The sequence below is a fragment of the Mycobacterium sp. PS03-16 genome (assembly GCF_004570325.1).
Classification (GTDB): domain Bacteria; phylum Actinomycetota; class Actinomycetes; order Mycobacteriales; family Mycobacteriaceae; genus Mycobacterium.
The window spans coordinates 36632-63470 of sequence record NZ_SPQO01000019.1; the positions used below are offsets into that span (position 1 = coordinate 36632).

Sequence of the window (26839 nt, forward strand, 5' to 3'; positions counted from 1 at the left end):
GGTGATGTGGCTAGCATCGAGTGCGTACTGTGATCCATGACACCCTTCAGCCCAAGGAGGTCGCTTGTCCAGCACCACCGAATTCGCCGAACTGCACGAACTCATCGGCGGCCTGCGGCGTTGCGTCACCACGCTGGCGTCCCGCTACGGCGATTCACCGGCCATGCGCCGCATCGTCAATGATGCCGAACGCATCCTCAACGACATCGATCGCCTCGACATCGACGCCGAGGAGCTCGAACTCGGCCGTGGGATGAGCAGGCACCGCCACATCGGCGAGAAGATCCCGATCCCCGACACCCAGTACGACACCGACTTCTGGCGCGGCGTCGACGACGAGGGTCTCGGCGGCACCCGCTGACCGGTGGCGCGGGCGAGCGATCGCCCGCGCCACCGAAGGGTGCGTCACCGCGCGCCCGGGGCGGGGTACCGCACGTTGCTTCACCGACTTCCCGAAAGGCCACCGTGAGCGCACCGACCGCCGACCGCAAGGGCTCCGGCGTCTTCTCCTCCAGCCGTGCCCAGATCCCGCAACGGACGCTGCGGACCGATCGCTGGTGGATGCAGTCGCTGCTGACGAACCTCGGCTTCGCCGCGTTCGTGATCTATGCGACGGTGCGTGCGTTCCTGCAGCGCGACTATTTCGTCGCCGACTACCACTACCTGACGCCGTTCTACTCACCGTGCATCAGCACGGGGTGCGTCCCCGAGGCCAGCCACTTCGGCCAGATCCTGCCCGACGTCTGGTGGCTGCCCTACGCGGCGCTGTCGTTGCCGTTCCTGCTGCTGTTCCGGTTGACCTGCTACTACTACCGCAAGGCCTACTACCGGTCGGTGTGGCAGTCGCCGCCGGCCTGCGCGGTGGCCGAACCGCATGCGAAGTACACCGGCGAGACCAGGCTGCCGCTCATCGTCCAGAACGCGCACCGCTACTTCTTCTATGCGGCGGTGATCATCTCGCTGATCAACACCTACGACGCGATCCTGGCGTTCCACTCCCCCACCGGCTTCGGATTCGGCCTGGGCAACGTCATCCTCGTCATCAACGTCATCCTGCTGTGGGTGTACACGATCTCCTGCCACTCCTGCCGCCACATCACCGGCGGCCGGCTCAAGCACTTCTCCAAGCACCCGGTGCGGTACTGGATGTGGACCCAGGTGAGCAAGCTCAACACCCGGCACATGTTGTACGCGTGGATCACCCTCGGGACCCTGATGGTGACCGACTTCTACATCATGCTGGTGGCCGGCGGCACCATCTCGGATCTGAGATTCATCGGCTGAACCAGCCTGCGCACCATAGCTTTCGGACAGTGACGACATGACGAGTGAGGATTGATGGCGGCGACCGATCCCCGGCCCAACGACCCCAACGGAATCGAGCGGCACCAGTACGACGTGGTGGTGATCGGCGCCGGCGGCGCGGGTCTGCGCGCGGTCATCGAGGCGCGCGAACGCGGTCTGCGGGTCGCGGTGGTGTGCAAGTCGTTGTTCGGCAAGGCGCACACCGTGATGGCCGAGGGCGGCTGCGCGGCGGCGATGAAGAACGCCAACGCCAAGGACACGTGGCAGACCCACTTCGCCGACACCATGCGCGGCGGCAAGTTCCTCAACAACTGGCGGATGGCCGAACTGCACGCGCAGGAGGCGCCGGACCGGGTGTGGGAGCTGGAGACCTACGGCGCGCTGTTCGACCGGACGAAGGACGGCCGGATCAGCCAGCGCAACTTCGGCGGCCACACCTACGCGCGGCTGGCCCACGTCGGTGACCGCACCGGCCTGGAGATCATCCGCACCCTGCAACAGAAGATCGTCTCGCTGCAGCAGGAGGACAAGGCCGAACTCGGCGACTACGACGCCCGCATCCGGGTGTTCGCCGAATGCACGGTCACCGACCTGATCAAGGACGGCGACCGGATCGCGGGGGCGTTCGGGTACTGGCGGGAGAGCGGACGGTTCGTGCTGTTCGAGGCGCCCGCGGTGGTGCTCGCGACCGGCGGCATCGGCAAGTCGTTCAAGGTGTCGTCGAACTCGTGGGAGTACACCGGCGACGGCCACGCGCTGGCCCTGCGCGCCGGCTCGACGCTGATCAACATGGAGTTCATCCAGTTCCACCCGACCGGGATGGTCTGGCCGCCCAGCGTGAAGGGCATCCTCGTCACCGAGGGTGTGCGCGGCGACGGCGGGGTGCTGAAGAACTCCGAGGGCAAGCGGTTCATGTTCGACTACATCCCGGACGTCTTCAAAGGCCAGTACGCCGAGACCGAGGAAGAGGCCGACCAGTGGCTCAAGGACAACGACTCCGCCCGTCGCACCCCTGACCTGCTGCCCCGCGACGAGGTGGCCCGCGCGATCAACACCGAGGTCAAGGAGGGTCGCGGCACCCCGCACGGCGGCGTCTACCTCGACATCGCGTCGCGCATCTCCACCGAGGAGATCAAGCGCCGGCTGCCGTCGATGTACCACCAGTTCATGGAGCTCGCCGAGGTCGACATCACCACCGACGAGATGGAGGTCGGGCCGACCTGCCACTACGTGATGGGCGGCATCGAGGTCGATCCGGACACCGCGGCCGCCGCGACGCCGGGGCTCTTCGCCGCCGGCGAGTGCGCCGGCGGAATGCACGGCTCCAACCGGCTGGGCGGCAACTCGCTGTCCGATCTGCTGGTGTTCGGCCGCCGCGCCGGGCTCGGCGCCGCGGACTACGTGCGGGCGCTCCCCGACCGGCCGACCGTGTCCGAGGGGGCGCTCGAGGAGGCGACGAAGCTGGCGCTGGCGCCGTTCGAGGGTCCGTCCAACGGCGATCAGCCCGAGAACCCGTACACGGTGCAGCTCGACCTGCAGGACACCATGAACGAGCTCGTCGGCATCATCCGCAAGGAAGACGAGATCAACGAGGCGCTCGGCAAGCTCGACGAGCTGCGGCAGCGGTTCAAACGGATGAAGGTCGAGGGCGACCGGCACTTCAACCCCGGCTGGCACCTGGCGATCGACCTGCGCAACATGCTGCTGGTCAGCGAATGCGTCGCCAAGGCGGCGCTGACCCGCACCGAGAGCCGCGGCGGGCACACCCGCGACGACTACCCGTCGATGGATGCGAACTGGCGCAACACCCTTCTGGTGTGCCGGACCGAGGGTGACGATCCCGTCGTGCCGGACGTCAGCGTCACCAAGGAGCCCCAGCCGAAGATGCGACCGGACCTGCTCGGCTGTTTCGAGCTGTCCGAGCTGGAGAAGTACTACACCGATCCCGAACTGACCGAGCATCCGGAACGGAGCAGCTAGTGGGCACCTACAACGCGAGCATGCGGGTCTGGCGCGGTGACGTCGACGGCGGTGGCCTGCAGGAGTACACCGTCGAGGTCAACGAGGGTGAGGTGGTCCTCGACATCATCCACCGGCTGCAGCAGACCCAGGCCGGTGACCTCGCCGTGCGGTGGAACTGCAAGGCGGGCAAGTGCGGATCGTGTTCGGCCGAGATCAACGGCCGGCCGCGGCTGCTGTGTATGACCCGGATGTCGACGTTCGGGGAGGACGAGACCGTCACCGTCACCCCGCTGCGCACGTTCCCGGTGATCCGCGACCTGGTGACCGACGTGTCGTTCAACTACGAGAAGGCCCGCGAGATCCCCGCGTTCACCCCACCCAAGGATCTGCAGCCCGGTGAGTACCGGATGGCGCAGGAGGATGTGAACCGGTCACAGGAGTTCCGTAAGTGCATCGAGTGCTTCCTGTGCCAGAACGTGTGTCACGTGGTGCGTGATCACGAGGAGAACAAGAAGGCGTTCGCGGGTCCGCGCTACCTGATGCGCCAGGCCGAACTCGACATGCACCCGCTCGACGTGCACGAACGCCGCGCCGAGGACGCGCAGGAGGTGCACGGCCTGGGCTACTGCAACATCACCAAGTGCTGCACCGAGGTGTGCCCCGAACACATCAAGATCACCGACAACGCGCTGATTCCGATGAAGGAGCGCGCCGCCGACCGCAAGTACGACCCGGTGGTGTGGCTGGGCAATAAGTTGTTCCGGCGCAGCTGAGTTCGCCGGTCACTGCGAGCGAATCGTGATTGAGCCGGGGGTGTGCGGGGGTAGCCTCCGTCTAGCGGCCAATCAACGTCGAAAGGCAGCCCCATGACCCTGAGTCATCCCCAGAGCGTCAACGACATCCGCACCGCGATCCGGCAGCTGTCCACCCGCGCCGAACTGGCCCGTAAAGAGGGCAGACCGGACGACGCGGAGGAGATCGAGCGCCGTATCCAGGGCTACCGCGAAGAGCTCGCCACCCGCCCCTGACCCGCGGCCGGTCAGCCGTCGAGGCGGCGGAACGTGCTGCGGTGGAACACGATCGGCGCGACGTCGGGGTGCACGTTGATGTCCTCGACGCGCAGGATCACGATGGTGTGGTCGCCGGCTTCCACCAGCTGATGGATCGAACTGTCCAGCCACACGCTGGTGCCGTGGATGAACACCGCCCCCTGATCGGTGGACTCGGTGTCCATTCCGGCGAACCGGTCGCCGGCCTTGGCCGCCAGCGTGCGGGCCGCCGCGTCGTGTGATTCGCCCAGCACGCTGATGCCCAGCCGGGGCAGGTCCTTGAGCTTCGGCCACGTCGTCGAGGTGTTCTGCACGCAGAACGACACCAGCGGCGGATCCAGGGACACCGGCACGAACGTGCTCGCCGCCAGCCCGACGCGGACACCGTCGACCTCGGCGGCGATCGCGATGACGCCGGTCGGAAAGTGACCGAACGCCTCCCGCAGGGTGGCCGGGCTGAGCTCTGCGCTACTCATGGCGGTTTCCATCTTCACACGGCGACGGCGCGGGCGGCGTCGGCCCCGGCCGACGCACAACCGTTGACCACCGGACCATGGTCTTTGCAGGTAGCCATAAGTCCACTCTGGTGGCGCAAACAGCTGTGCACCGACTTCTCACAGCCTTATCGTGGATTAGCCGTCGATGGCTCATGGGCACGGGGAGGCAGACAGGTGGACGGCACTCCGTTCGGGCGCTACCTGCTGCTCGAGGTTCTCGGACGCGGCGGTATGGGCGAGGTCTGGCGCGCCCACGACACGTCCACCGACCGGACGGTCGCACTGAAGCTGCTCCCCGCCCACCTCGCGCAGGACACCGATTACCAGCTGCGGTTTCGGCGTGAGGCGCACGCGGCCGCGCAGCTCACCGAACCTCATGTCGTACCGATCCACGACTACGGGGAGATCGACGGGCGTCTCTACGTCGACATGCGGTTGATCGAAGGACGCGACCTGCACAGCCTGCTCACCGACGGCCCTCTCGATCCCGCACGCGCCGTCCTGATCATCGACCAGGTGGCTGCCGCGCTGGATGCCGCGCACGAGATCGGACTGGTCCACCGCGACGTCAAACCGTCCAACATCCTGGTCGCGAGATTCGACTTCACCTACCTGATCGACTTCGGCATCGCACGCGCCCCCGACGACACCGGTTTGACATCGACCAACCGGGCCATCGGCACCTTGCACTACATGGCTCCCGAACGCTTCCGGGAAGGACGCGGTGACGCCCGGTCGGATGTCTACGCATTGGCCTGCGTACTCCACGAGTGCCTGACCGGACGCCGGCCGTTCCTCGGCGAGAGCGTCGAACAGCAGATCGCGGGGCACCTGATGACCCCGCCGCCGCGACCGTCGACCGTGGTCTCCGGTGTGTCGTCGAAATTCGATGCCGTCATCGCCAAGGGCATGGCGAAGGATCCCGACGAGCGATATCAAACCACGTTCGACCTCGCGCACGCCGCGCGAGCCGCGGTGACGACCACGGTCGCCCCGTCGGCCCGTACCCGCAACCGCCGGCCGAGCATGGACCACCAGCGCGACGTCTGCACCCAGCCGGCACCCGCGTTCGACACGTCCACGGCCGCACAACAGGCTCAGCAGCCGGACAACGTCGACCACGTACCGCCGCTCGGCTTTCCCCGGCTGCCCGATGGGCGGAACCAGGCACGAGCCGGCGCATCCATCGACGAGCTGCTGGAGCACGCGGTATCGGCGATCAGCCGCGGCGATCATGCCACCGCCTCCGCCATCGCCGAGCATGTCCTCGACCCTGCGGACGGCGAACTCGACGCCGACGATCTGCTGGCCGCGCCCAGCGACCCCGGTGAGATCCGTCGGCTGACGCTGATGTTCGCCGACCTCGTCGATTCCACCGTGCTGTCGACCGAAGTGGAACCCGAGACCTACCGCCTGCTCGTCGGCCGCTACCGCGACCAGGTGAAGCGGATCGTCCAGCGCTATGAAGGCCACATCGGCTCCACCAAGGGCGACGGGCTGCTCATCGTGTTCGGGTATCCGATCGCGCACGAGAACGACGTGCGCCGGGCGGTCCAGGCGGGACTGGAGATCACCCGGGACGTCGCCCGGCTCAGCGATCAGGCTCAGCGCCGCTTCGGGCTCCGGATCGACGTGCGCGTCGGGGTCCATCGAGGCCTGGTGTACCTCGACACAGCTCAAGACGATGTGTTCGGGCTGGCCGCCAACATGGCGGCACGGGTGTCGGGTCTGGCGCCTCCGGGCGCAGTGGTGGTCTCCGACTCGGTCGAGCAGCTCGTCAAGGACGCCTTCGAGCTGGAGTCGCTGACGCCCGCACCCGTCAAGGGCATCAAGGGATTGATCAGTCATTCGCGCGTGCTGTGCGAACGCGCCGAATCCTCGCGCGGACCCGGCGGCCCCCTGGTGGGCCGGGAACGGGAACTGTCTCGGTTGCGCAAGAGCTGGGGACGGGCACAGGCGGGCACCCTCACCACGCCTGGGATCGTGCTCCGCGGAGAGGCGGGCATCGGCAAGAGCCGGCTGGTGGTCGCGGCCATGGAGATCGCCGAGGCCGACGGCGGCGTCGTCGTCGAGCTCGCCGGATCCCCATTCCACTCGGATGTCGGCCTGCACCCCGTGAGAACGCTGCTCGAGCGTCGCTGCGGCATCACCCGCCTCACCCCACCCCGCGAGCGTCTCGACAGGTTGGGTTCCGAGCTGACCCTGCACGGCTTGGATCCCGCCACGCTCGTCCCCCTGCTGGCACCGGTGCTGGGCATCGCTCCCGAAAGCGGTTATGCCGCATCACCGGTCGAAGGCCGCAAGCTCGAGGAGTCGATCCTCGAGGCTGTGCTGCAGTACCTGTTCGGCTCGCTCGGCGACGGTTCCGGACTGGTGGTGGTGGAGGACGGCCACTGGCTCGACCCCGCCACGTTGGACTTGATCGGGCGACTTCTGGGTGACGCCGACGGCCGGATCCTGGTGGTGGTCACCGGACGCCATGGGGACTGGCTGCGCAGCACCTGGCCGGCGAAGCTCTTCGAGCTGACGCCGCTCACCGACGAGGAGGTGGATGCGCTCGTCCACGCACTCGATCCGACCGTCACGGCCGACGAGTGCGCGGCCGTGCGTGCGCGATGCGACGGCGTTCCCTTCTACGTCGAGCAGGTCGTCAGCGGATTGGGGCAGACGAGTCAAGACGAGAACCGGCCGCCGGTACCGGATCCGCTGTACGAGCCCCTGTTCGCCCGGTTGCTCACGCGGCCGAACGTCGTTCCGGTCGTGGAGGCGGCGTCGGTCATCGGTCGGCATGTCGATCGAGGCCTGCTGATCCTGGTCTCCGGCTTGCCCGAGGACGACGTCGATGACGTGCTCGACGAGCTCGAGGACGCCCTGGTCCTCGAACCGCAGGGCACCGGGGGCTGGCGATTCCGCCATGAACTCCTTCGGGAGGTCGCCGCCGAACTGGCCCCGCCGACGGTGCGACGCGAGCTGCACGCCAGGGTGGCCGACGCACTGATTTCGACGGCTGCCGGCGATCCCGATTGGCGCATGGTGGCCTCTCACTACGAGAACGCCGCACGGCACATCGATGCGGCCTCGGCCTACCGTGAGGCGTCGGCTGCCGCACGTCGGCGCGGCGCGCTCGTCGAAGCCCGCAACTACCTGACCCACGGATTGTCGCAGCTCGAGAAAAGCCCTCCCGGTGCCGATCGGGACCGCCGCGAGATCAGGCCGCGGCTCGAGCGCGGGTTTCTGGCGGCCGCCATGGAGGGTTACCAGAGCCCCTCTGTCGCCGAGGATTTCGAGCGGTGCCTCCAGCTCGTCGGTTCCGACCTGCGCGACGACGAGGTGTGGTCGACCTTGGTCTCGGTGAGTGGCTACTACATCTCTCGCGCCGATCTCGATCGCGCGGACCAGTTGCTGCAGCTCGCGGAATCAGCGCCGGACATGGGCCGCGGCTGGCTGCGCCCGGCGATCAACGGGGCGCTGGGAATGACCGCCTTCGTCCGCGGTGACATGAGCAGGGCCCGCGGCTACTTCGCCAAGGCGTTGGTCGATGTCGACATCCATGACCGGCAGCGGACAGCCGAACTGTGGTACGTCCCCCATGACCCGGTGTCGATGGCGCACGAGCACCTCGCGATGGACAGGATCTGGCACGGCGATCTCGACGGAGCGGAACGGGCGATGGCGTCGGCGCACCAACGCGCCGACGAACTCGGCGTTCCGCTGGGCCCCTACAACATCGTCAACGCCATCGACATGGAGATCTGGATGCGGGTCGATGCCGGCCAATTCGACCGGGCTCGCGCACTCGTCGCCGAGATGATCGAGAAGGCCGACGCGTACGGCTTCGACTTCTGGCAGCTGTTCGGCGCGACCGAGCAATGCATGGTGGACGCCGAAGTCGCGCTCTCTGAACCCAACCCCGAACAGTCCGCGATGGCGGCGCTGATCACGACGATGACCGAGTACGTCGAGTTCTGGCGCGCGGTCGGGCTCTACATCTATCAGACCCACTATGACTGCATCCTGGGGAAGCTCCTGACCGCCGCCGGTCGGCCGGACGAGGCAATGGCACGCATCGCCACCGGGCTGAAGATCGCCGCCGACACCGGAATGCACTTCCACGACCCGGAGCTGTTGCGAGCGCGCGCACGGGCACGAGGCGACGCCGATGCCCGTGCCGCCGACCTAGCGTCGGCGATGCGGGTGGCGCGCAGGCAGGACGCGCCACTATTCGAACTGCGCGCAGCGCTGGACGCCTTCGCATTCCACGGTGAGACCGCACGGGACGGCCTCGCTGCCGCGGTGGGCCGGCTACCCGCCGATTGCCCGCTGCCCGAGGTCGTTCGGGCTCAGGCGATCCTCGGCTGACGCGCTCAGTCCGCCCAGCGCGTGGCCTGCAATCCGGGCGCGGTGCTGTTGAGCGGAACGTCGAGGCCGTCGTAGAGGCCCGGCTTCTGCCGGGCGAGCCAGCCGATTGCGCCGAGCAGCCGGTTCGCGGCGGTGGTGTTGCCGCCGTCGGCGCGGGTGCCGCCGGGGACGTCGGCGCGGGTGACGATCGTCAGCTGTGGGTCCCCGTCGACGATGACGCGGTGGTCGCCGACCCCCTCGTCGGGTTGCGGCCAGTCCGGGGCGCAGGACGGATGGATGCGGGTGATGTGGTCGATGACGATGCGTTCGCGGCCGCCGGCCTTGCCGATGATCTTCAGCCAGAACGCCCCCTGGGTGCCGGTCTCGAAACGGCCCATCACGGTGTCGACGGCGGTCTCCAGCGGGCGGCGCTGCACGTCTTCGGCGATCTCGTCGATCTCCAGGCCCAGACCGCGCCCGATGAGCCGGAGGTTGCCGCCCCACACCATGGTCGGGATCGACGGCAGCAGCATCATCGGGGTGTCGTCCATCGAGCCACCGAAACCACAGAGCACCCGCACAGAATGCGGTTGGTCATACGTCGAGTAGTCGAAGATCTCCTGACAGTGGATGGTGTTGATCCGCGTGCACAGCCCGGCGGCGAGCACCGCCAACGCATCGTTGGCCCAGCCCGGGTCGACGCCGCTCACCAGTAGGGCGGCCGCACCCTCCTCGGCCGCGGCGGTGAGCCGCTGCACCCAGTCGGCCGGCGCCGATGCAGGGTCATAGAGCGAGTACAGCGACGGCGTGACGACGTGGGCGCCGGCGCGCAGGCAGCGCTCGATGTCGGCGAGCGCCTCGTCCGGACGGATGTCACCGGAGCCCATGTATGCGACGGCATCACACCCGGCCAGGGCGCCGTCGACGTCGTCGGTGGCGCTGACCCCGGTCGGGGTGTCGAGTCCGGCGAACGACGCCGCGTCGCGGCCGACTTTCTCGGCCGTCGACGTGATCACCGCGCCGAGTCGCAGACCCGGGAATCCGGTCAGTGACCGGATCGCCGTCGACCCCATGTTCCCCGTTCCCCAGACCGCGACATTCAGCATCCGGACACCGTATCCGGCATCGACGTGATGAGTGTCACATCACCGCGTAATCCCAGGTCAGTCCGGTGTTCCGCGCCTGCGCCGCAGGTCGGCCAACTGCTCGGTTGATTAGCTGGTGGAAATTGCTCTGCACCGCTTTGCGTTGAAGTTACCGAGCGGTATAGTCGGCGACAGTTACTGGTGGGTAACTTATCCCGAAGTACCCAACCGCAGGTGGCATTCTCATCGAGGAGGAAACGTGAGCCACTACAAGAGCAATGTCCGCGATCAGGTCTTCAACCTGTTCGAGGTGCTCGGCGTCGACAAGGCTCTGGGTCAGGGCGCCTACGCCGATCTGGACGCCGATACGGCCACCGAGATGCTCGGTGAGATGGCCCGCCTGGCCGAGGGGCCGATCGCGGCGTCCTTCGCCGACGGTGACCGCAACCCGCCGACGTTCGACCCCAAGACCCACTCGGTGACGCTGCCCGAGTCGTTCAAGAAGTCCGTCCGCGCGGTGACCGAGGGCGGTTGGGACCGCGTCGGCATCGAAGAGGAGCTCGGCGGCATGCCGATGCCCCGCGCGCTGGTGTGGGCGCTGCACGAGCATCTGCTCGGCGCGAACCCGGCGACGTGGATGTACGGCGGCGGCCCCGGCTTCGCCAGCATCTTCTACAAGCAGGCCACCGAGGAGCAGAAGAAGTGGGCCGTCCTCGCCGCGGAGCGCGGCTGGGGCGCCACGATGGTGCTCACCGAGCCCGACGCGGGCTCCGACGTCGGCGCCGGCCGCACCAAGGCCGTCGCGCAGGACGACGGCTCGTGGCACATCGAGGGCGTGAAGCGCTTCATCACCTCGGCCGACTCCGACGACCTGTTCGAGAACATCTTCCACCTGGTGCTGGCCCGCCCCGAGGGCGCAGGCCCCGGCACCAAGGGTCTGTCGCTGTTCTTCGTCCCGAAGTTCCTGTTCGACTTCGAGACCGGCGAACTCGGCGAGCGCAACGGCGTCTTCGTCACCAACGTCGAGCACAAGATGGGTTTGAAGGTCTCGGCCACCTGTGAGCTGTCGTTCGGCCTGCACGATGTCCCCGCCAAGGGCTGGCTGGTCGGCGAGGTGCACAACGGCATCGCGCAGATGTTCGATGTCATCGAGCAGGCCCGCATGATGGTGGGCACCAAGGCCATCGCGACGCTGTCGACCGGTTACCTCAATGCGCTCGAGTACGCCAAGAGCCGCATCCAGGGTGCCGACATGACCCAGATGACCGATAAGACCGCGCCGCGGGTCTCGATCACCCACCACCCGGACGTGCGTCGTTCGCTGATGACCCAGAAGGCCTACGCCGAGGGTCTGCGTGCGCTGTACCTGTTCACCGCCACCTACCAGGACACCGCGGTGGCCCAGGCCGTGCACGGTGTCGACGGCGACCTCGCACTCAAGGTCAACGACCTGATGCTGCCGATCGTCAAGGGTGTCGGCTCGGAGCAGGCGTACGCCAAGCTCACCGAGTCGCTGCAGACCTTCGGTGGGTCGGGCTTCCTGCAGGACTACCCGATCGAGCAGTACATCCGCGACGCCAAGATCGACTCGCTGTACGAGGGCACCACCGCCATCCAGGCGCAGGACTTCTTCTTCCGCAAGATCGTCCGCGACAAGGGTGTGGCGCTGGCGCACGTGGCCGGCCAGATCGAGGAGTTCGTCAAGGCCGAGGCCGGTAACGGCCGGCTCAAGGCCGAGCGGGCGCTGCTGGCCACCGCGCTGACCGACGTGCAGGCGATGGCGGCCTCGCTGACCGGCTACCTGATGTCGGCGCAGGAGGACCCGAAGAACGTCTACAAGGTCGGCCTGGGTTCGGTGCGGTTCCTGATGAGCGTCGGCGACCTGATGATCGGCTGGCTGCTGCAGAAACAGGCCGCCGTGGCGATCGAGGCGCTGGACAACGGCGCGACCGGTGCGGACAAGAACTTCTACGAGGGCAAGCTGGCGGTGGCATCGTTCTTCGCGAAGAACTTCCTGCCGCTGCTGACCAGCACTCGCCAGGTCATCGAGAACATCGACAACGAGATCATGGAGATCGACGAAGCGGTCTTCTGATCCGAGCTCACGAACGGCCCCCGCTCCGGCGGGGGCCGTTTGCGTTGGTGGCTACCCGTCGAGGCGGCGCAGCAGGGCGCGGGTGCGGGCCCGGCCCTCCGGCGACGCGTCGAACGCCGTGCCGACGAACTCGTCGACGCCCGCGGCACGCAGCTCGTCGAGCCGGTGGGTCACGGTGTCCTCGTCCCCGATGATCGCGGCGTCCGCCGGGCCGGCGTACCCCTCGCGGTCGAGCATCGCCCGGTAGGACGGCAGCTGCCCGTACACCGCGAACTGCTTCGCGGCCTGCGCGCGCACCCCGTCGACGTCGTCGGTGACGCTGACCGGAAGCGCCGCGACGACCCGCACCTCACCGTCGGCCCGGCCGGCGTCGGCCGCGGCCTGACGCAGGGTCGGCCCCACGTGGTCGGCCAGCGTCTTGGGTCCGGTCATCCAGGTCACGGTGCCCGCGGTGCGCCGTCCGGCCAACCGCAGCAACTGCGGGCCCAGCGCGGCCAGGTACACCGGCGGCTGCGGTGCCTGGATCTGCAGCGCTCCGCGCGTGGTGACGATCTCGCCCGCCGCGTCGGCGGGCTCACCGGCCAGCAGTGGCTGCAGGCCGTCGAGGTACTCGCGCATGCGCCGCACGGGCCGATCCCAGGAGATGCCCCACATCCCCTCGGTGACCATGCGGTGTGTCAGGCCCAGGCCGAGAACGAAGCGGCCGTCGCTGATGTGGCTGAGGGTGAGCGCCCGCTGCGCGAGCAGCATCGGATGCTGGTTCTGGATCGGCAGCACGCCGGTGCCGACCTCGATGCCGTCGACCTCGTGCAGGGCGACGGCCAGGATGGTAAGCAGATCGGGTTCGTGGGGCAGCTGCGCCAACCAGACGCGGGAGAAACCCTCGTCGCGGTAGCCGGCGAGTTGGCGGACGCAGAAGTCGACGGGCGATTGATCGCCGTGGTCACTGAGAAATCCGAAGATGCTGGTGCGCATACCGCACAGGCTACGTCCGGGAAAACAGGGCGGGTCCGGGAGGACAATGAGGGCGTCTCAACACCTGTCTCGCGCCGCCGGCTGTTCACCTCTGCGCCGGCTGTTTGGATCAGTCACTCCCGAACCCGTCGTGGATTCGACTGTACGCCTCTGACTCCCCTCAGGCCAGAGGTGAACTAGGTCGAATCGAGCCGCGTCGATTCAAGAAGATGGCCCCGTGTTGCCGTCGGGTCGGGGGGTCAGACGGCAACACGGAGCTATCTGGAGTATCGGTGCGGCAGACGGCGGCGTTACACGCCTTGGCAGAAAAGTTTCAGCAAATCTCTCACGCCTCGAGGATCGCCGCCACGCCCTGGCCGCCGGCGGCGCAGATCGAGATCAGTCCGCGCACCGGCTGGCCGGTCTGCTTGCGCTTCTCGGCCAGCTGCTTGGCCAGTTGCGCGACGATGCGCCCGCCGGTCGCAGCGAAGGGATGCCCCGCGGCCAGCGACGACCCGTTCACGTTGAGCCTGGTGCGGTCGATCGAGCCCAGCGCCGAATCCAGGCCCAGCCGTTCCTTGCAGTACTCCTCGGACTCCCAGGCCTGCAGGTGGGCCAGCACCACCGAGGCGAACGCCTCGTGGATCTCGTAGAAGTCGAAGTCCTGCAACGTCAGGCCGTTACGGGCGAGCAGCCGCGGCACCGCGTACGTCGGCGCCATGAGCAGGCCGTCCTTGCCGTTGACGTAGTCGACCGCGGCGGTCTCCCCGTCGACGTAGTAGGCCAGCGGCTCGATGCCGTGCTGCTGCGCCCAGTCCTCGGAGGCCAGCAGCGAGACCGAGGCGCCGTCGGTGAGTGGCGTCGAATTGCCCGCGGTCATGGTGGCGTCGCCATGGCGGACACCGAAGACGGGCTTGAGCTTGGCGAGCTTCTCCGCCGAGGAGTCGGCGCGCAGATTGTTGTCGCGGTACACCCCGAGGAACGGGGTCACCAGATCGTCGAAGAAGCCGCGGTCATAGGCGGCCGCCATATTGCGGTGGCTGGCCGCGGCGAGCTCGTCCTGGTCGACGCGCTTGATGCCCATCTCCTTGGCGGTGATGGCGGCGTGCTCACCCATCGACATCCCGGTGCGCGGTTCGCTGTTGACCGGGATCTCGATGCCGACGGCCGCGGGCAGCTTGCCTGCGAGTTTGAGCCGGTCGACGTTCGACTTGGCGCGGCGCAGCCCGAGCAGTGTCTTGCGCAGGTTGTCGCCGAATGCGATCGGCGCATCGGAGGTGGTGTCGACGCCACCGGCGGCCGCCGCCTCGTAGCGCCCGGAGGCGATGCCGTCGGCCGCGGCGATGGTCGCCTGCAGCCCCGTGCCGCAGGCCTGCTGGATGTCGAATGCGGGCGTGTACGACGACAGCGCGCTGCCGAGCACGCATTCCCGCATGAGATTGAAGTCGCGGCTGTGCTTGAGCACCGCACCGCCGATGACCGCGCCCAGCGTCTCGCCCTGCAGGTTGAAGCGGTCGACGAGCCCGCCGAGCGCGGCGGTGAACATGTCCTGGTTCGACGCGTTCGCGTACGCCCCGTCGGACCGGGCGAACGGAATCCGGTTGCCGCCGAGGACGGCGACCCGTCGCATGGTTCTGCCTTCAGCCACGTTTGCCTCCACTGTCTATCCGGCTATCTAACCCCTGATATTACCCACCGTTCTTACTCTGGAGTAAGTTCAGGGTGGACTACCACTCCGCGGACGAAAGGCAGCTGAAGTGGCCTCCGACATCTATACCCAAATTGTCCATTCCGGCCCCGGCGCGTTCCTGGCCAAACAGCTGGGGGTCCCCCAGCCCGAGACCCTGCGCCGATACCGGGCCGGTGAGCCGCCGCTGCCCGGCGCGCTGCTGATCGGCGGCGAGGGCCGCGTGGTCGAACCGCTGCGCGCGGCGCTGGCCGAGGACTACGACGTGGTCGGCAACAACCTCGGCGGCCGCTGGGCCGACACCTTCGGCGGGCTGGTGTACGACGCGACCGGCATCACCGAACCCGAGGGGCTCAAGGGTCTCTACGAGTTCTTCAACCCGCTGCTGCGCAACCTCACCCCGAACGCCCGGCTCGTCGTCGTCGGCACCACCCCCGACGAGACCGAGAGCCCGCACGAACAGATCGTGCAGCGCGCACTCGAGGGCTTCACCCGCTCGCTGGCCAAGGAGCTGCGCCGCGGCGCGACCGCCTCGCTGGTCTACCTGTCGCCGCTGGCCAAGCCGGCCGTCACCGGGCTCGAGTCGACGATGCGGTTCATCCTGTCCGGCAAGTCGGCCTACGTCGACGGTCAGGTGTACCGCGTCGGCCCCGAGGACGCCGCCCCGCCCGCCGACTGGGACAAGCCGCTGGCGGGCAAGGTCGCGGTGGTGACCGGCGCGGCCCGCGGCATCGGCGCCACCATCGCCGAGGTGTTCGCCCGCGACGGCGCCAAGGTGATCGCCGTGGACGTCGAGCAGGCGGCCGAGGATCTGGCCAAGGTGGCCGCCAAGGTCGACGGCACCGCGCTGACCCTCGACGTCACCGCCGCCGACGCCGTCGACCGCATCGCCGAGCACGTGCGTGAGCACTACGCCGACGTCAACGGCGGCAAGCTCGACATCCTGGTCAACAACGCCGGTATCACCCGCGACAAGCTGCTGGCCAACATGGACGAGGGCCGTTGGGACGCGGTGCTCGCGGTCAACCTGCTGGCGCCGCTGCAGCTCACCGAGGGGCTCGTCGACAACGGAGTCCTCGGCGAGGGCGGCCGAGTGATCGGGCTGTCGTCGATGGCCGGGATCGCCGGCAACCGCGGGCAGACCAACTACGCCACCACCAAGGCCGGGATGATCGGGCTGACCGACGCGCTGGCCGAGAAGCTGCTGGAGAAGGGCGTCACGATCAACGCCGTCGCCCCCGGGTTCATCGAGACAAAGATGACCGAGGCGATCCCGTTCGCCACCCGCGAGGTGGGACGCCGGCTGAACTCGCTGTATCAGGGCGGGCAGCCGGTCGACGTCGCCGAGACCATCGCCTACTTCGCCAGCCCGGCGTCGAATGCGGTGACCGGCAACACCGTCCGGGTCTGCGGCCAGGCCATGCTGGGGGCGTGAGGTGAGCGACCAGCCCAGCGGGACCCGGAATCTGCTGCGCGCCGCGGTCGGTGCACTGCCGTTCGTCCCGCGCGGCGCCACCCTGCCCGACCGCACCCTGACCGTCGACGAACTGTCGATCGATCCGGTCAACGTCGCCGAGTACGCCGACGTCACCGGTCTGCAGTTCGGGGACACGGTGCCGCTGACATACCCGTTCGCGCTCACCTTCCCGACCGTGATGTCGCTGGTGACCGGCTTCGACTTCCCGTTCGCCGCAATGGGTTCGGTGCACGTCGAGAACCACATCACCCAGCATCGGCCGATCTCGGTCAGCGACACCGTGTCGGCCGCCGTGCACGCCGAGAACCTACGTGAGCACCGTCGCGGACTGCTGGTCGACGTGGTCACCGACGTCCACGTGGGCAACGAGCTGGCCTGGCACCAGGTCACCACGTTCCTGCACCAGCAGCGCACCAGCCTGTCCGACGAGCCCAAGCCGCCGCCGCAGAAGCAGCCGAAGTTGGGTCCGCCGAACGCGCTGCTGAACATCACCCCGGGACAGATCCGGCACTACGCGTCGGTGGGTGGCGACCACAACCCCATCCACACCAACCCGGTCGCGGCCAAGCTGTTCGGGTTCCCGACCGTCATCGCCCACGGCATGTTCTCCGCGGCCGCGGTGCTCGCCAACGTCGAGGGTCAGCTGCCGGGTGCGGTGCGCTATTCCGTGCGGTTCGCCAAGCCGGTGGTGCTGCCGGCCAAGGCCGGCCTGTACGTCGACCGCACCGGCGACGGCGGCTGGGAACTGGTGCTGCGCAACAAGATGGGTGAGCCCCACCTGACCGGCACGGTCGCAGCGCTGTAACCCCTCTCCGGGCCGCGCGAGCAGACGCACAGTCGTGTGAATCCGCACGGATTCGTGCGACTGTGTGTCTGTTCGCCGGGAATGGGTGCGCGCGCCGTCGTACAGTGCTGCGGTGTCTGCCGCCAAGGTGCCGCCGGTCCGTGTCGTGCGCGTCGTCGAACGGGTCCGGAATCTGTTGAAAGGTCTGCATCAACGCAGCGCGCCGCCGTCGGCGGTGATGCTGGAGAAGATCCTCGGCGCCTGGGTGGCCCAGGGCATCACGGTGGCCGCCGACCTGAAAGTGGCCGACGCGCTGGCCGACGGGCCGCTGACCATCGACGAGCTGGCCCGCCGTGTCGGTGCCGATCCCGACGCGCTGCGGCGGTTGATGCGCGCGTTGATCGGCGAGGGTATCTTCACCCGGCGCCGCGACGGCCGCTACGCGCTCAATCCGCTGGGTGAGAGCCTGCGTTCGGACGTCCCGATGTCGGTTGCGGGGATGGCGCGGATGATCGGCCACCCCGCCCACCGGGAGCACTGGAGCGCGCTGCTCGAGGCGATCCGCACGGGCGAGGCGACGGTGCCCAAGATGCGCGGCATGCCGGGCTTCGAGTACCTGGCCACGAACGCCGAGTTCGGCGAGATCTTCAACGACGCGATGACGAACATGTCCGCGGCCGCGGTCGTCCCGCTGACCGCCGCCTACGACTACCGCCCTTTCGGCACGGTCGTCGACGTCGGCGGCGGCCACGGCCGGCTCCTCGCGGCCATTCTCGCCGCCACCCCGACCGCGCGCGGGGTGCTCTACGACCTGCCGGAGGTGGTCGAGGGCGCGCCCGAGCTGCTGGGCCGCCACGGCGTCGCCGAGCGGGTCGACATCGTCGGCGGCTCGTTCTTCGACGCCGTGCCCGCCGGCGGCGACGTCTACGTGGCCAAGAACGTGATCCACGACTGGCCCGACGATCAGGCGCTGACGATCCTGCGCAACATCCGGGCCGCCGCGACACCGGACACGACGCTGCTGCTCGCCGAGTTCGTGATTCCCGAGCACGACCGCGCATTCATCGGCAACTGGACCGACCTGGAGATGCTGATGGCCACCACCGCGCGCGAGCGGACCGCGCAGGAGTACCGAGAGCTGTTGCGGCAGGCGAATTTCCGGCTGACCCGCATCGTGCCGACGGTCGCCCCGATCAGCCTGATCGAGGCCAAGGCGGTGTAACGCCCGTCGGGAGAGTCAGCGGCTCACCGGGGTGTCGGCCGGCGTGCCCTTCAGGCCGCGCCAGAACAGGTTGATCATCAACTCGGCGGCCTCCTCGACGTCGGCGTCGCCGGCGCTGACCCGCGTGGCGATCGCCTCGCCGGCACCCACCAGCGCGACGGCCATCATGTCGAAGTCGGTGTCGGGTTCGGGGTGGCGGGTGCCTTCGCGCAGCAGCCGGCCGACCAGGTCGATGATCCGCTCGCGGCCCTCGCGCACGGTGTGGGCGAACGCCTGCGAACTGGTGGCCTGGGTGTAGAGCACGATCCACGACGCGCGGTTGGTGTCGATGTAGGACAGGAACGCCCGCACCGCGTTGCGCAGCAGATCCTTTGCGCTCTGGGAGAAATCGATGCCGGCGCGGACCTCGTCGACGAACCGGCCGAGCTCACGATTCAGACACGCGCCGAACAACTCCTCCTTGGAGCCGTAATACAGGTACAGCATCGGCTTGGAGATCTGCGCCTCGGCAGCGATGGCGTCCATCGACGTCTCGTGATAGCCGTTGACCGAGAACATCTGCACCGCCGCGTCGAGCATCTGCTGCTCGCGCACGGCGCGCGGTAAACGTTTTGTTCCTCCGGCCATCACTTCAGGGTAAGAGATCGGCCACCGGTCAGCCGCCGCAGCGCGGGTTGGGCCCCTTCATCGCGGCGATCCGCAGCACCGAATCGTCGACCCGCGCCATCGGCAGATCGCCGCCGGCGACCGCGGCCTCGAGCCGGTCGAGCACCGCGGGGACCTCGGCCGTCGTCACCCACAGCGCGGTGTCCGCACCCGCCTGCAGGCTGCGCAGCGCGGCCTCGGCCACGCCGTAGCGGTCGGTGATCGCGCGCATGCTGGAGATGTCGTCGGTGAACACCGGCCCGTTGAAGCCCGGCCCGCCGTAGCCACCCGAGCGCAGCAGCGCGTAGGCCGCCGGGCTCAGGCTGGCCGGGTCGCTGCCGGTCAGCCCTGGCACCTGCATGTGGCCGACCATCACCCCCACCGGCGCCTGTGTGGTCAGCGTGCGGTACGGCACCAGGTCGCTGTTCTGCAGATCGGCCAGCGGCGGGGTGACCACACCCTCGGCGTGCGAGTCGCCGGAGGCGTTGCCGTGGCCGGGGAAGTGCTTGAGCACCGGTAGCACCCCCGCGTCACGCAGGCCGCGCGCGTAGGCGCCGGCGTACTCGGTGACCGTGGCCGGGTCGGCACCGAAGGACCGGTCCCCGATCACGGTGCTGTTCGGGGCATCGGTGACGTCGACGACCGGCGCGAAGTCGATCGTGATGCCCAGGCCGCGCATCGCCTGCCCGCGCTGGCGCGCGATGCCGTACACCTGCTCGGGCGTCGAGGTCTGGGCGAGCGTGCGGGGGGCGGGCTGGCTGCCGATCAACCCGGCCAACCGGGACACCCGGCCGCCCTCCTCGTCGACGCTGACCGCCAGCGGCAGCGGCGCTGCCGATGCGGCGATGTCGGCCAATGGGGCGCCGAGCATCGACAGGTCGGTCCAGCTGCCGATCATGATGCCGCCGACGCGATGGGTGTCGACGACCGCGCGGGCGTCGGCGGCGTCCGCGACGCCGACCATCACGAGCTGCGCCAATTTGTCGCGGGTCGACAGTTCGGCGAGCAGTTGGGGCCCCTGTCCGCACGCGGGGACGCCGGGCGCCAGCGGGGCCGGCGGCTGCAGCGGGATGTTGGTGGACGCCGGCTGCACCTGGGCCGGCTGTGGCGGCGCGGCGGCCGGTTCCTGCGCCTGCGATGAGCAGCCGAGCAGCAGTCCGGACGTCGCCAGCACCGTGAACACTCCGCGGGTCCAAGCCATGGATCCCGACAGTAACGGCTTTGCCGGCGGTTATCGACCACGCGCACCGCCGGGATGCCGGCGCCACCTGCGGTATCTGGCGTCGCCTAAGCTCGACACCGAGTAAGGGAGGTGCGATGACCGGCGATGACGCGGCGCTCGACGTCATGGTCATCGCCTACGACGGCACCGACAACGCGCGCCGGGCCGTGCACTACGCCGGCCGCTTCCTGACCGCCGCGGCGCGGGCGGTGGTGCTGACGGTGTGGTCGCCGGCGCTGCGCGGACCGCAGCGCCACGAGGTGGACCTCGACGGCCCGCCCGACCCGTCGGACACCGACGACGTCGACATGGCCCTCGCCGACGCGCAGCGCACCAACGGGGAGGGTGTGGACCTGGCGCGCGCCGCGGGCCTACCCGCCGAGGCGCTGTGTGTGCCGATCACCGGCACGGTCTGGGGCACGATCATCGACGCCGCGGACGCCGTCGCGGCCGATCTCATCGTCACCGGCACCCGCGGCACCACGGGTGTGCGGTCGCTGCTGCAGTCCAGCGTGGCGGACAACGTACTGCGGCACGGGCGCCGTCCGGTGCTGATCGTGCCGCCGGGGCCGTGACGGGCCGCGTGCTAACTTGGGCGCCATGGAACGGTTCATCGTCCCCTCGGCCGCCAGCATCGTCGTCGGCCTGCTGCTCGGGGCGGCGGCCGTGTTCGGGGTGACGCTGATGGTGCAGCAGGACACGAAGCCGCCGCTGCAAGCGGGCGATCCGGCGTCATCGGTGCTCAACAGGGTCGAGTACGGCGACAGAGGTTAGCTCCCCGGCCGCGGTGTCCCCGCCGCGCGCCGACGCACCGCAGCCGCTGTCGCGGCGCTGGTTGTGGGTGGCCGCCGCGGCGGCGCTGGTCCTGACTTTCGCCCAGTCGCCCGGACAGATATCGCCCGACACCAAACTCGACCTCACCGCCAACCCACTGCGGTTTTTGGCCCGTGCGGCCGACCTGTGGAACAGCGACCTGCCGTTCGGGCAGGCGCAGAACCAGGCCTACGGCTACCTCTTCCCGCACGGCACGTTCTTCCTCGCCGGTGACGTACTCGGGTTGCCCGGCTGGGTGACCCAGCGGCTGTGGTGGGCGCTGCTGCTGGTGGCGGGCTTCTGGGGGGTGCTGCGGGTCGCCGAGGCGCTCGGCATCGGCACCACGTCGGCACGGGTGGTCGGCGCGGTCGCGTACACGTTGTCCCCGCGCGTGCTGACCACGCTGGGTGCGCTGTCGTCGGAGACGCTGCCGATGATGCTGGCGCCATGGGTGCTGCTGCCGGTGATCCTCGCCCTGAGGGGTGATCCGCGGATCCGGGTGCTGGCCGCCCGCTCGGCGGTGGCGATCGCGCTGATGGGCGCGGTCAACGCCGTGGCCACGCTGACCGGTTGTCTGGCCGCGGTGCTGTGGTGGGCGTGTCACCGCCCCAACGGGGTGTGGCTGCGGTTCACCGGCTGGTGGTTGGGGTGCGCCGCGCTGGCGGTGCTGTGGTGGGTGGTGCCGCTGCTGCTGCTGGGCCGGATCTCCCCACCGTTCCTGGACTACATCGAATCCTCCGGCGTCACCACGCAGTGGATGTCGCTGACCGAGATGCTGCGCGGCACCGGCAGTTGGACGCCGTTCGTGGCGCCGACCGCGACCGCGGGTTCACCGCTGGTGACGGGTTCGGTGGCGGTGCTGGCCACCGTCCTGGTCGCGGCGGCGGGATTGGCCGGGCTGGCGATGCGCTCGATGCCGGCGCGTGGGCGGTTGATCGCGATGCTGCTGGTCGGCGTCGCGCTGCTGGCCGCCGGCTATTCGGGCGGCCTCGGCTCTCCGATCGCCCATCAGGTGCAGGCATTCCTCGATGCCGACGGCACCCCGCTGCGCAATCTGCAGAAGTTGGACCCGGTGGTGCGGCTGCCGTTGGCGCTGGGCCTGATCCACCTGCTCGGTCGGGTTCCCCTGCCGGGCAGCGTGCCGCGACCGGCGTGGCTGCACGCGTTCGCCCACCCCGAACGCGACCGGCGGGTGGCGGTGGGAATCGTCGTGCTGGCGGCGCTGCTCGCCGGTACCTCGCTGGCCTGGACGGGACGGCTGACCGCGCCGGGCGCGTTCACCGCGCTCCCGCCGTACTGGCACGAGACCGCACAGTGGCTCGACGCGAACAACACCGGGGATCCCACGGCGGGGCGGGTGCTGGTGGCCCCGGGCGCCCCGTTCGCCACCCAGGTGTGGGGCACCACCCGCGACGAACCCCTGCAGGTGCTCGGCAACAGTCCCTGGGGGGTGCGCGACTCGATCCCGCTGACCCCGCCGGAGACCATCCGCGCCCTGGACTCGGTGCAGCGCCTGTTCGCCGCCGGGCGGCCGTCGGCCGGACTGGCCGACACGCTGGCCCGCCAGGGCATCTCCCATGTGGTGGTCCGCAACGACCTGGACCCGGAATCGTCGCGGTCGGCGCGGCCGATCCTGGTGCACCGCGCGATCGACGGCTCTCCCGGGCTGACCAAGGTCGCCGAATTCGGCGACCCGATCGGCGCGGGGACCCTCGACGGGTTCGTCTCCGACAGCGGGCTGCGGCCCCGCTATCCCGCGGTGGAGATCTACCGCGTCACTTCAGCCGTGAACCCGTCGGCGCCGTACCTGGTCGATGCCGACGCGATGGCCCGGGTCGACGGGGCACCCGAGGCGCTGTTGCGGCTCGACGAGCGCCGCCGCCTGCTCGGCCAGCCGCCGCTGGGGCCGATGCTGCTCACCGCCGACGCACAGCGCGCCGGCCTGCCGGTGCCCCTGGTCACCGTCACCGACACCCCGATGGCCCGCGAGACCGACTACGGCCGCGTCGACGACCACACCTCGGCGGTCCGCGCCCCCGGCGATCCGCGGCACACCTTCAACCGGGTCCCGGACTACCCCTCTCAGGGCGCCGATCCGGTGTACGGGCGCTGGAGCGGCGGGCGGTTGACGGTGTCCAGTTCGGCGGCCGACTCGACCGCCCTGCCGAACGTCGCCCCGGCCACCGGCCCCGCCGCGGCCATCGACGCCGACACCTCGACCAGCTGGGTGTCCAACTCGCTGCAGGCCGCGCTCGGCCAGTGGTTACAGGTCGACTTCGACAAGCCGGTCACCAACGCCACGCTGACCGTCACCCCGAGCGCCACCGCCGTCGGCGCGCAGGTGCGGCGGATCGAGGTGGCCACCGTCAACGGCACCAGCACCCTGCGCTTCGACGAACCGGGTAAACCGCTGACGGTTCCGCTGCCCTACGGCGAGACACCGTGGGTGCGGATCACCGCGACCGGTACCGATGACGGGTCGGCGGGTGTGCAGTTCGGGATCACCGACCTGTCGGTCACCCAGTACGACGCGAACGGCTTCGCCACCCCGATCTCGTTGCGCCACACCGTCGCGGTGCCCGGCCCGCCCGCCGGATCGGCCGTCGCGAAGTGGGATCTGGGCTCGGAGCTGCTGGGCCGGCTTGGCTGCGTGGACAGCCCCGACGGCGTCAAGTGTGCCGCGGCGATGGCGTTGGCGCCGGAGGAGCCGGTCAACCTGAGCCGGACGCTGACCGTGCCGGAGCCGACGTCGGTGACGCCGACGGTGTGGGTGCGTTCCCGGCAGGGGCCCGCGCTGGCCGACCTGATCCGCGCGCCCGGCACCACCCGCGTCGCCGGCGACGCCGACATCATCGACGTGCTGGGATCGGCGTATGCGGCCGGTGACGGCGATCCGGACACCGCGTGGACCGCACCGCAGCGCGCGGTGCAGCCCCGGACCTCGCCCACCCTGACCCTGACCCTGCCCGCCGAACGGGAGGTCGCCGCGGTGCGGGTGACGCCCAGCCGGACCGAACCGCCCGCCCATCCCACGATGGTGGCCGTCGACCTCGGCAACGGTCCGCAGGTGCGCCGGCTGTCCGGCGGCGGTGCGCAGACCCTGGCGTTGGCGCCGCACCGCACCGATACCGTGCGGATCTCGCTGCTGGACTGGAACGACGTAATCGACCGCACCTCACTGGGATTCGATCAGCTCAAACCGCCCGGGGTGGCGGAGGTGACCGCACTCGACGGGCGGGGCGCGCCGATCGGCGCGCCCGACGCCGCCCGCAACCGCGCCCGAACGATCGCGCTGCCCTGCGGGCAGGGACCCGTCATCGGGGTGGCGGGGCAGTTCGTGCCCACGTCGGTCACCACCACCGTCGGCGCCCTGCTCGACGGCGAGCCGGTGCCGGCCCGGCCGTGCCGCAGCGAACCGATCGCGCTGCCCGCCGGGGAGCAGGAGCTGTTGATCAGCCCGGGCAACCGGTTCGTGGTGGACGGCGTGCAGCTGTCCGGGCCCCTGGCTCGTGACATCCGTTCTGCGGCAATGCAATCCGTGGGAACCGGCGAGTGGGGTGCGGACCGCCGCGAGGTGACGGTCGACGCCGCCGCCACCGACCGGGTGCTGGTGGTGCCCGAGAGCGTCAATCCCGGGTGGAGCGCCCACACCGCCTCGGGCGTCACGCTGACCCCGATCGTGGTCAACGGCTGGCAGCAGGGATGGGTGGTGCCCGCCGGCACCGAGGGCCCCGTGACCCTGGATTTCGGCAGCAACACGCTGTACCGGACGGGCCTGATCGCCGGGCTGGCGCTGCTGCCGGTCCTGGCGCTGCTGGCGTGGCTGCCCGCGCGGCGGCGGCGCACGGGTGCGGCCGCCCGGCCCTGGCGGCCTCACCCGCTGCTCGCCGGCGCTGCGGCACTGGCCGTCGGCACGGTGGTCTCGGGCTGGGTGGGTGCGCTGATGGTCGGAGCCGTGCTGGGCGCGCTGTACGCGCTGCGCCACCGCGACCGAGTGCGCGACCGGGCCACGGTCGTGGTGGCCGCGAGCGGGTTGATCCTGGCCGGCGCGGTGCTGTCGCAGAATCCGTGGCGTTCGGTCGACGGATACGTCGGACACTCGGCGGGCGTGCAGTTCCTGGCGCTGTTGTCGGTCGCCGCGGTGGCGGCCTCGGCCGTCCCGCTCAATGCCCGCGGACGCCCTGGGCTGCGTTAGGCGTCTGTGGTTGCGCTGTGCCCACGTACGCGTGTGCCCGCCTTCGCCTATTCCAGTGGCGAAGACGGGCAACAACCGGCCGGGCGGTTACTTGTGCAGCAGCGCGGCGATGTCGGCCACGTTGTCCACGGACTCCAGGTTGTCGACCATGGTCACCAGGCGGTCGATCTGAGCGTCGTCGATGGCGGCGGACGCCAGGCTGCGGAATTTGGCCACCAGCTCGTCGTGAGTCATCGGGTTCTGCGGTGCACCCTTGCGGTACATCTCCTCACGAAGGAAGGTCCGACCGTCCTTGAGGGTGATCTGCGTACGCGAACCCCAGTAGAGATCCCAGTCGACGATTTCTGTGGCACGGCCGTACTTCAGGTCGCCGTGCACGTGGAGTTTGTCCCCCACGGCCAGCACTTCCGGATCCTTGAGAACCTCGGGATCGACGTAGTACTTCAGCTCGTTGCCACCCTTGACCATCGCCAATCCGAGGCTGTAGGCCAAGCTGAACTGCGCGCCGATGGTGTCCTGCGGCTTGGTGATCGCCGCGCCGTGGTTGAGCGCGTGCGGGTTGATCCAGACGTCGATGCGCTCGAGGTCGTCGAAGGTGACGTCGTTCTCGCGGATCAGGTGGGTGAACGCTTGGATCGCGGTGGGAATGGTGCCGACGGTCGGGTAGGCCTTGACGATGCGCTTCTCGAGGACGAACCAGTCCGGGGAGTCCTCCTCGAGAATGCCGGACACATCGTCGAGGCGGGCGTGCAGCCGGCCGAGTCCACGCTTGCCCTCGAAGATCTCAGGTGGGCCGGTCAATCCGTTCTGTGCCAGCAACGTCGCGACCATGCCCGCGCGGGCGGCCATTCCTGAGTGGTAGCGCTTGACCTCGCCGCCACCCTGGTCGTACTCCATCGTGCCCGACGAGTGGCTGCCCGTGATCGACAGCGCGTTGACGATGGTGTCCACATCGAGATCGAGCAGCTTCGCCGTGACCGTGGCGGAGCCGAACGGCCCCACCAGCGCCTGCGCGTGAAAACCCAGTTCGGAGATGGGGCGCGTCAACACCCGGCCGATCTTGTAGAGCACCTGGCAGCCGAGCACGACCGCCAGCAGGAAATCGCGACCCGACAGTTGGCGAGCCTCGGCGAGCGCGAGAGCCGAGGCGACGGTGATGCTGCTGGCATGGGTGCCGCCTGAGTACCCGGTGTCATCGAACTCGCAGGAATGCGCGAAGTTCGAATTGACCATCGCGGCATCGGGCGAGCAGACCTTGTCACCGTGGCCGGCGATGGTGCTCTGCGGCTTGCTCCCCAACTCCAGTGCCAACTCATAGCTCGGCCGGGTCCAGGGCAGCGTCGAACCCATCAGGATGATGCCGAACTGATCGAGGATGGCTTCCTTGGCGGCAGTGATCGTATTGGGCGGGAGGTCTTCGTACTTCAGTGAGGCGATGTATTCGGCGAGCCCCCGCGCAATCGGGTCGGCTGTCGTCATTTGGGGGTCCTTCGGGGTCGGGAGAGATCA

The 26839-nt window shown here is 69.2% G+C and carries 20 protein-coding genes; 13 read left to right on the forward strand and 7 right to left on the reverse strand.

Annotation, left to right across the window (positions count from 1 at the left end; genetic code table 11):
* Window positions 1-64 precede the first annotated feature (64 nt).
* The 5 genes from E4P42_RS16830 to E4P42_RS27030 all read left to right on the forward strand — a co-directional run bounded on the left by E4P42_RS16830 (window position 65) and on the right by E4P42_RS27030 (window position 4295).
* On the forward strand, window positions 65-361 hold the full coding sequence (locus tag E4P42_RS16830) for a hypothetical protein (RefSeq protein WP_135127218.1): 297 nt from the start codon (window positions 65-67) through the stop codon (window positions 359-361).
* A gap of 104 nt (window positions 362-465) precedes the next feature.
* Window positions 466-1284, forward strand: coding sequence for a hypothetical protein (locus E4P42_RS16835; protein WP_135127219.1), 819 nt, complete (start codon window positions 466-468; stop codon window positions 1282-1284).
* A gap of 54 nt (window positions 1285-1338) precedes the next feature.
* A complete protein-coding gene (locus E4P42_RS16840) occupies window positions 1339-3285 on the forward strand; it encodes a fumarate reductase/succinate dehydrogenase flavoprotein subunit (RefSeq protein ID WP_135127220.1) in 1947 nt (648 codons plus the stop codon).
* Window positions 3285-4040, forward strand: coding sequence for a succinate dehydrogenase/fumarate reductase iron-sulfur subunit (locus tag E4P42_RS16845; RefSeq protein WP_256371159.1), 756 nt, complete (start codon window positions 3285-3287; stop codon window positions 4038-4040). The genes E4P42_RS16840 and E4P42_RS16845 overlap by 1 nt, the downstream gene beginning before the upstream one ends.
* A 93-nt stretch (window positions 4041-4133) precedes the next feature.
* On the forward strand, window positions 4134-4295 hold the full coding sequence (locus E4P42_RS27030; protein WP_167759515.1) for a hypothetical protein: 162 nt from the start codon (window positions 4134-4136) through the stop codon (window positions 4293-4295).
* 11 nt (window positions 4296-4306) lie between these two features.
* Here the strand turns inward: E4P42_RS27030 and E4P42_RS16850 are convergent, their stop codons facing one another.
* Window positions 4307-4792 (reverse strand): flavin reductase family protein, encoded by a 486-nt coding sequence (locus E4P42_RS16850; protein ID WP_135127222.1) that lies wholly within the window; start codon window positions 4790-4792, stop codon window positions 4307-4309.
* A 195-nt stretch (window positions 4793-4987) separates the two neighbouring features.
* Here E4P42_RS16850 and E4P42_RS16855 point away from each other — a divergent pair, with 195 nt between their 5' ends.
* A complete protein-coding gene (locus E4P42_RS16855; RefSeq protein WP_135127223.1) occupies window positions 4988-9172 on the forward strand; it encodes a serine/threonine-protein kinase PknK in 4185 nt (1394 codons plus the stop codon).
* Between the two features lie 5 nt (window positions 9173-9177).
* Here the strand turns inward: E4P42_RS16855 and E4P42_RS16860 are convergent, their stop codons facing one another.
* Complete coding sequence (locus E4P42_RS16860) at window positions 9178-10257, reverse strand: dihydrodipicolinate reductase (protein ID WP_135127224.1); 1080 nt, start codon at window positions 10255-10257, stop codon at window positions 9178-9180.
* A 238-nt stretch (window positions 10258-10495) separates the two neighbouring features.
* Between E4P42_RS16860 and E4P42_RS16865 the strand changes: the two genes are divergently transcribed.
* Window positions 10496-12331 carry an acyl-CoA dehydrogenase gene (locus tag E4P42_RS16865; protein WP_135127225.1) on the forward strand — a complete coding sequence of 612 codons (1836 nt, stop codon included), beginning with the start codon at window positions 10496-10498 and terminating at the stop codon, window positions 12329-12331.
* Between the two features lie 51 nt (window positions 12332-12382).
* Here E4P42_RS16865 and E4P42_RS16870 read toward each other — a convergent pair whose 3' ends face one another.
* Window positions 12383-13306, reverse strand: a complete 924-nt coding sequence (locus E4P42_RS16870; RefSeq protein ID WP_135127226.1) for a TIGR03564 family F420-dependent LLM class oxidoreductase — start codon at window positions 13304-13306, stop codon at window positions 12383-12385.
* A 325-nt stretch (window positions 13307-13631) separates the two neighbouring features.
* On the reverse strand, window positions 13632-14915 hold the full coding sequence (locus E4P42_RS16875; RefSeq protein ID WP_135127263.1) for an acetyl-CoA C-acetyltransferase: 1284 nt from the start codon (window positions 14913-14915) through the stop codon (window positions 13632-13634).
* Between the two features lie 127 nt (window positions 14916-15042).
* On the opposite strand from E4P42_RS16875, the gene E4P42_RS16880 reads away from it, so the two are divergent.
* From E4P42_RS16880 to E4P42_RS16890, 3 genes are all read left to right on the forward strand, one after another.
* Entirely contained in the window at window positions 15043-16407 is a 1365-nt protein-coding gene (locus E4P42_RS16880; protein ID WP_135127227.1) for a 3-oxoacyl-ACP reductase, read from the forward strand.
* Between the two features lies 1 nt (window position 16408).
* Complete coding sequence (locus E4P42_RS16885) at window positions 16409-17254, forward strand: MaoC/PaaZ C-terminal domain-containing protein (protein ID WP_135127228.1); 846 nt, start codon at window positions 16409-16411, stop codon at window positions 17252-17254.
* 112 nt (window positions 17255-17366) lie between these two features.
* Window positions 17367-18455 carry a methyltransferase gene (locus tag E4P42_RS16890; protein ID WP_135127229.1) on the forward strand — a complete coding sequence of 363 codons (1089 nt, stop codon included), beginning with the start codon at window positions 17367-17369 and terminating at the stop codon, window positions 18453-18455.
* Between the two features lie 15 nt (window positions 18456-18470).
* Here the strand turns inward: E4P42_RS16890 and E4P42_RS16895 are convergent, their stop codons facing one another.
* Window positions 18471-19082, reverse strand: coding sequence for a TetR/AcrR family transcriptional regulator (locus E4P42_RS16895; protein WP_135127230.1), 612 nt, complete (start codon window positions 19080-19082; stop codon window positions 18471-18473).
* A gap of 28 nt (window positions 19083-19110) precedes the next feature.
* Window positions 19111-20301, reverse strand: a complete 1191-nt coding sequence (locus E4P42_RS16900) for a glycoside hydrolase family 3 N-terminal domain-containing protein (protein WP_209305798.1) — start codon at window positions 20299-20301, stop codon at window positions 19111-19113.
* 116 nt (window positions 20302-20417) lie between these two features.
* Here E4P42_RS16900 and E4P42_RS16905 point away from each other — a divergent pair, with 116 nt between their 5' ends.
* Genes E4P42_RS16905 through E4P42_RS16915 form a run of 3 tightly spaced genes read left to right on the forward strand, consistent with a single transcriptional unit; the run spans window position 20418 to window position 25330 of the window.
* Window positions 20418-20897, forward strand: a complete 480-nt coding sequence (locus E4P42_RS16905; RefSeq protein ID WP_135127232.1) for a universal stress protein — start codon at window positions 20418-20420, stop codon at window positions 20895-20897.
* A gap of 25 nt (window positions 20898-20922) precedes the next feature.
* Window positions 20923-21096: a DUF2613 domain-containing protein gene (locus E4P42_RS16910; protein ID WP_066832392.1), complete on the forward strand. Its 174-nt coding sequence runs from the start codon at window positions 20923-20925 to the stop codon at window positions 21094-21096.
* A 13-nt stretch (window positions 21097-21109) separates the two neighbouring features.
* Window positions 21110-25330, forward strand: coding sequence for an alpha-(1->3)-arabinofuranosyltransferase (locus E4P42_RS16915; RefSeq protein WP_245234068.1), 4221 nt, complete (start codon window positions 21110-21112; stop codon window positions 25328-25330).
* An 87-nt stretch (window positions 25331-25417) separates the two neighbouring features.
* Here the strand turns inward: E4P42_RS16915 and E4P42_RS16920 are convergent, their stop codons facing one another.
* Complete coding sequence (locus E4P42_RS16920; protein ID WP_135127233.1) at window positions 25418-26809, reverse strand: MmgE/PrpD family protein; 1392 nt, start codon at window positions 26807-26809, stop codon at window positions 25418-25420.
* Window positions 26810-26839: the final 30 nt, after the last annotated feature.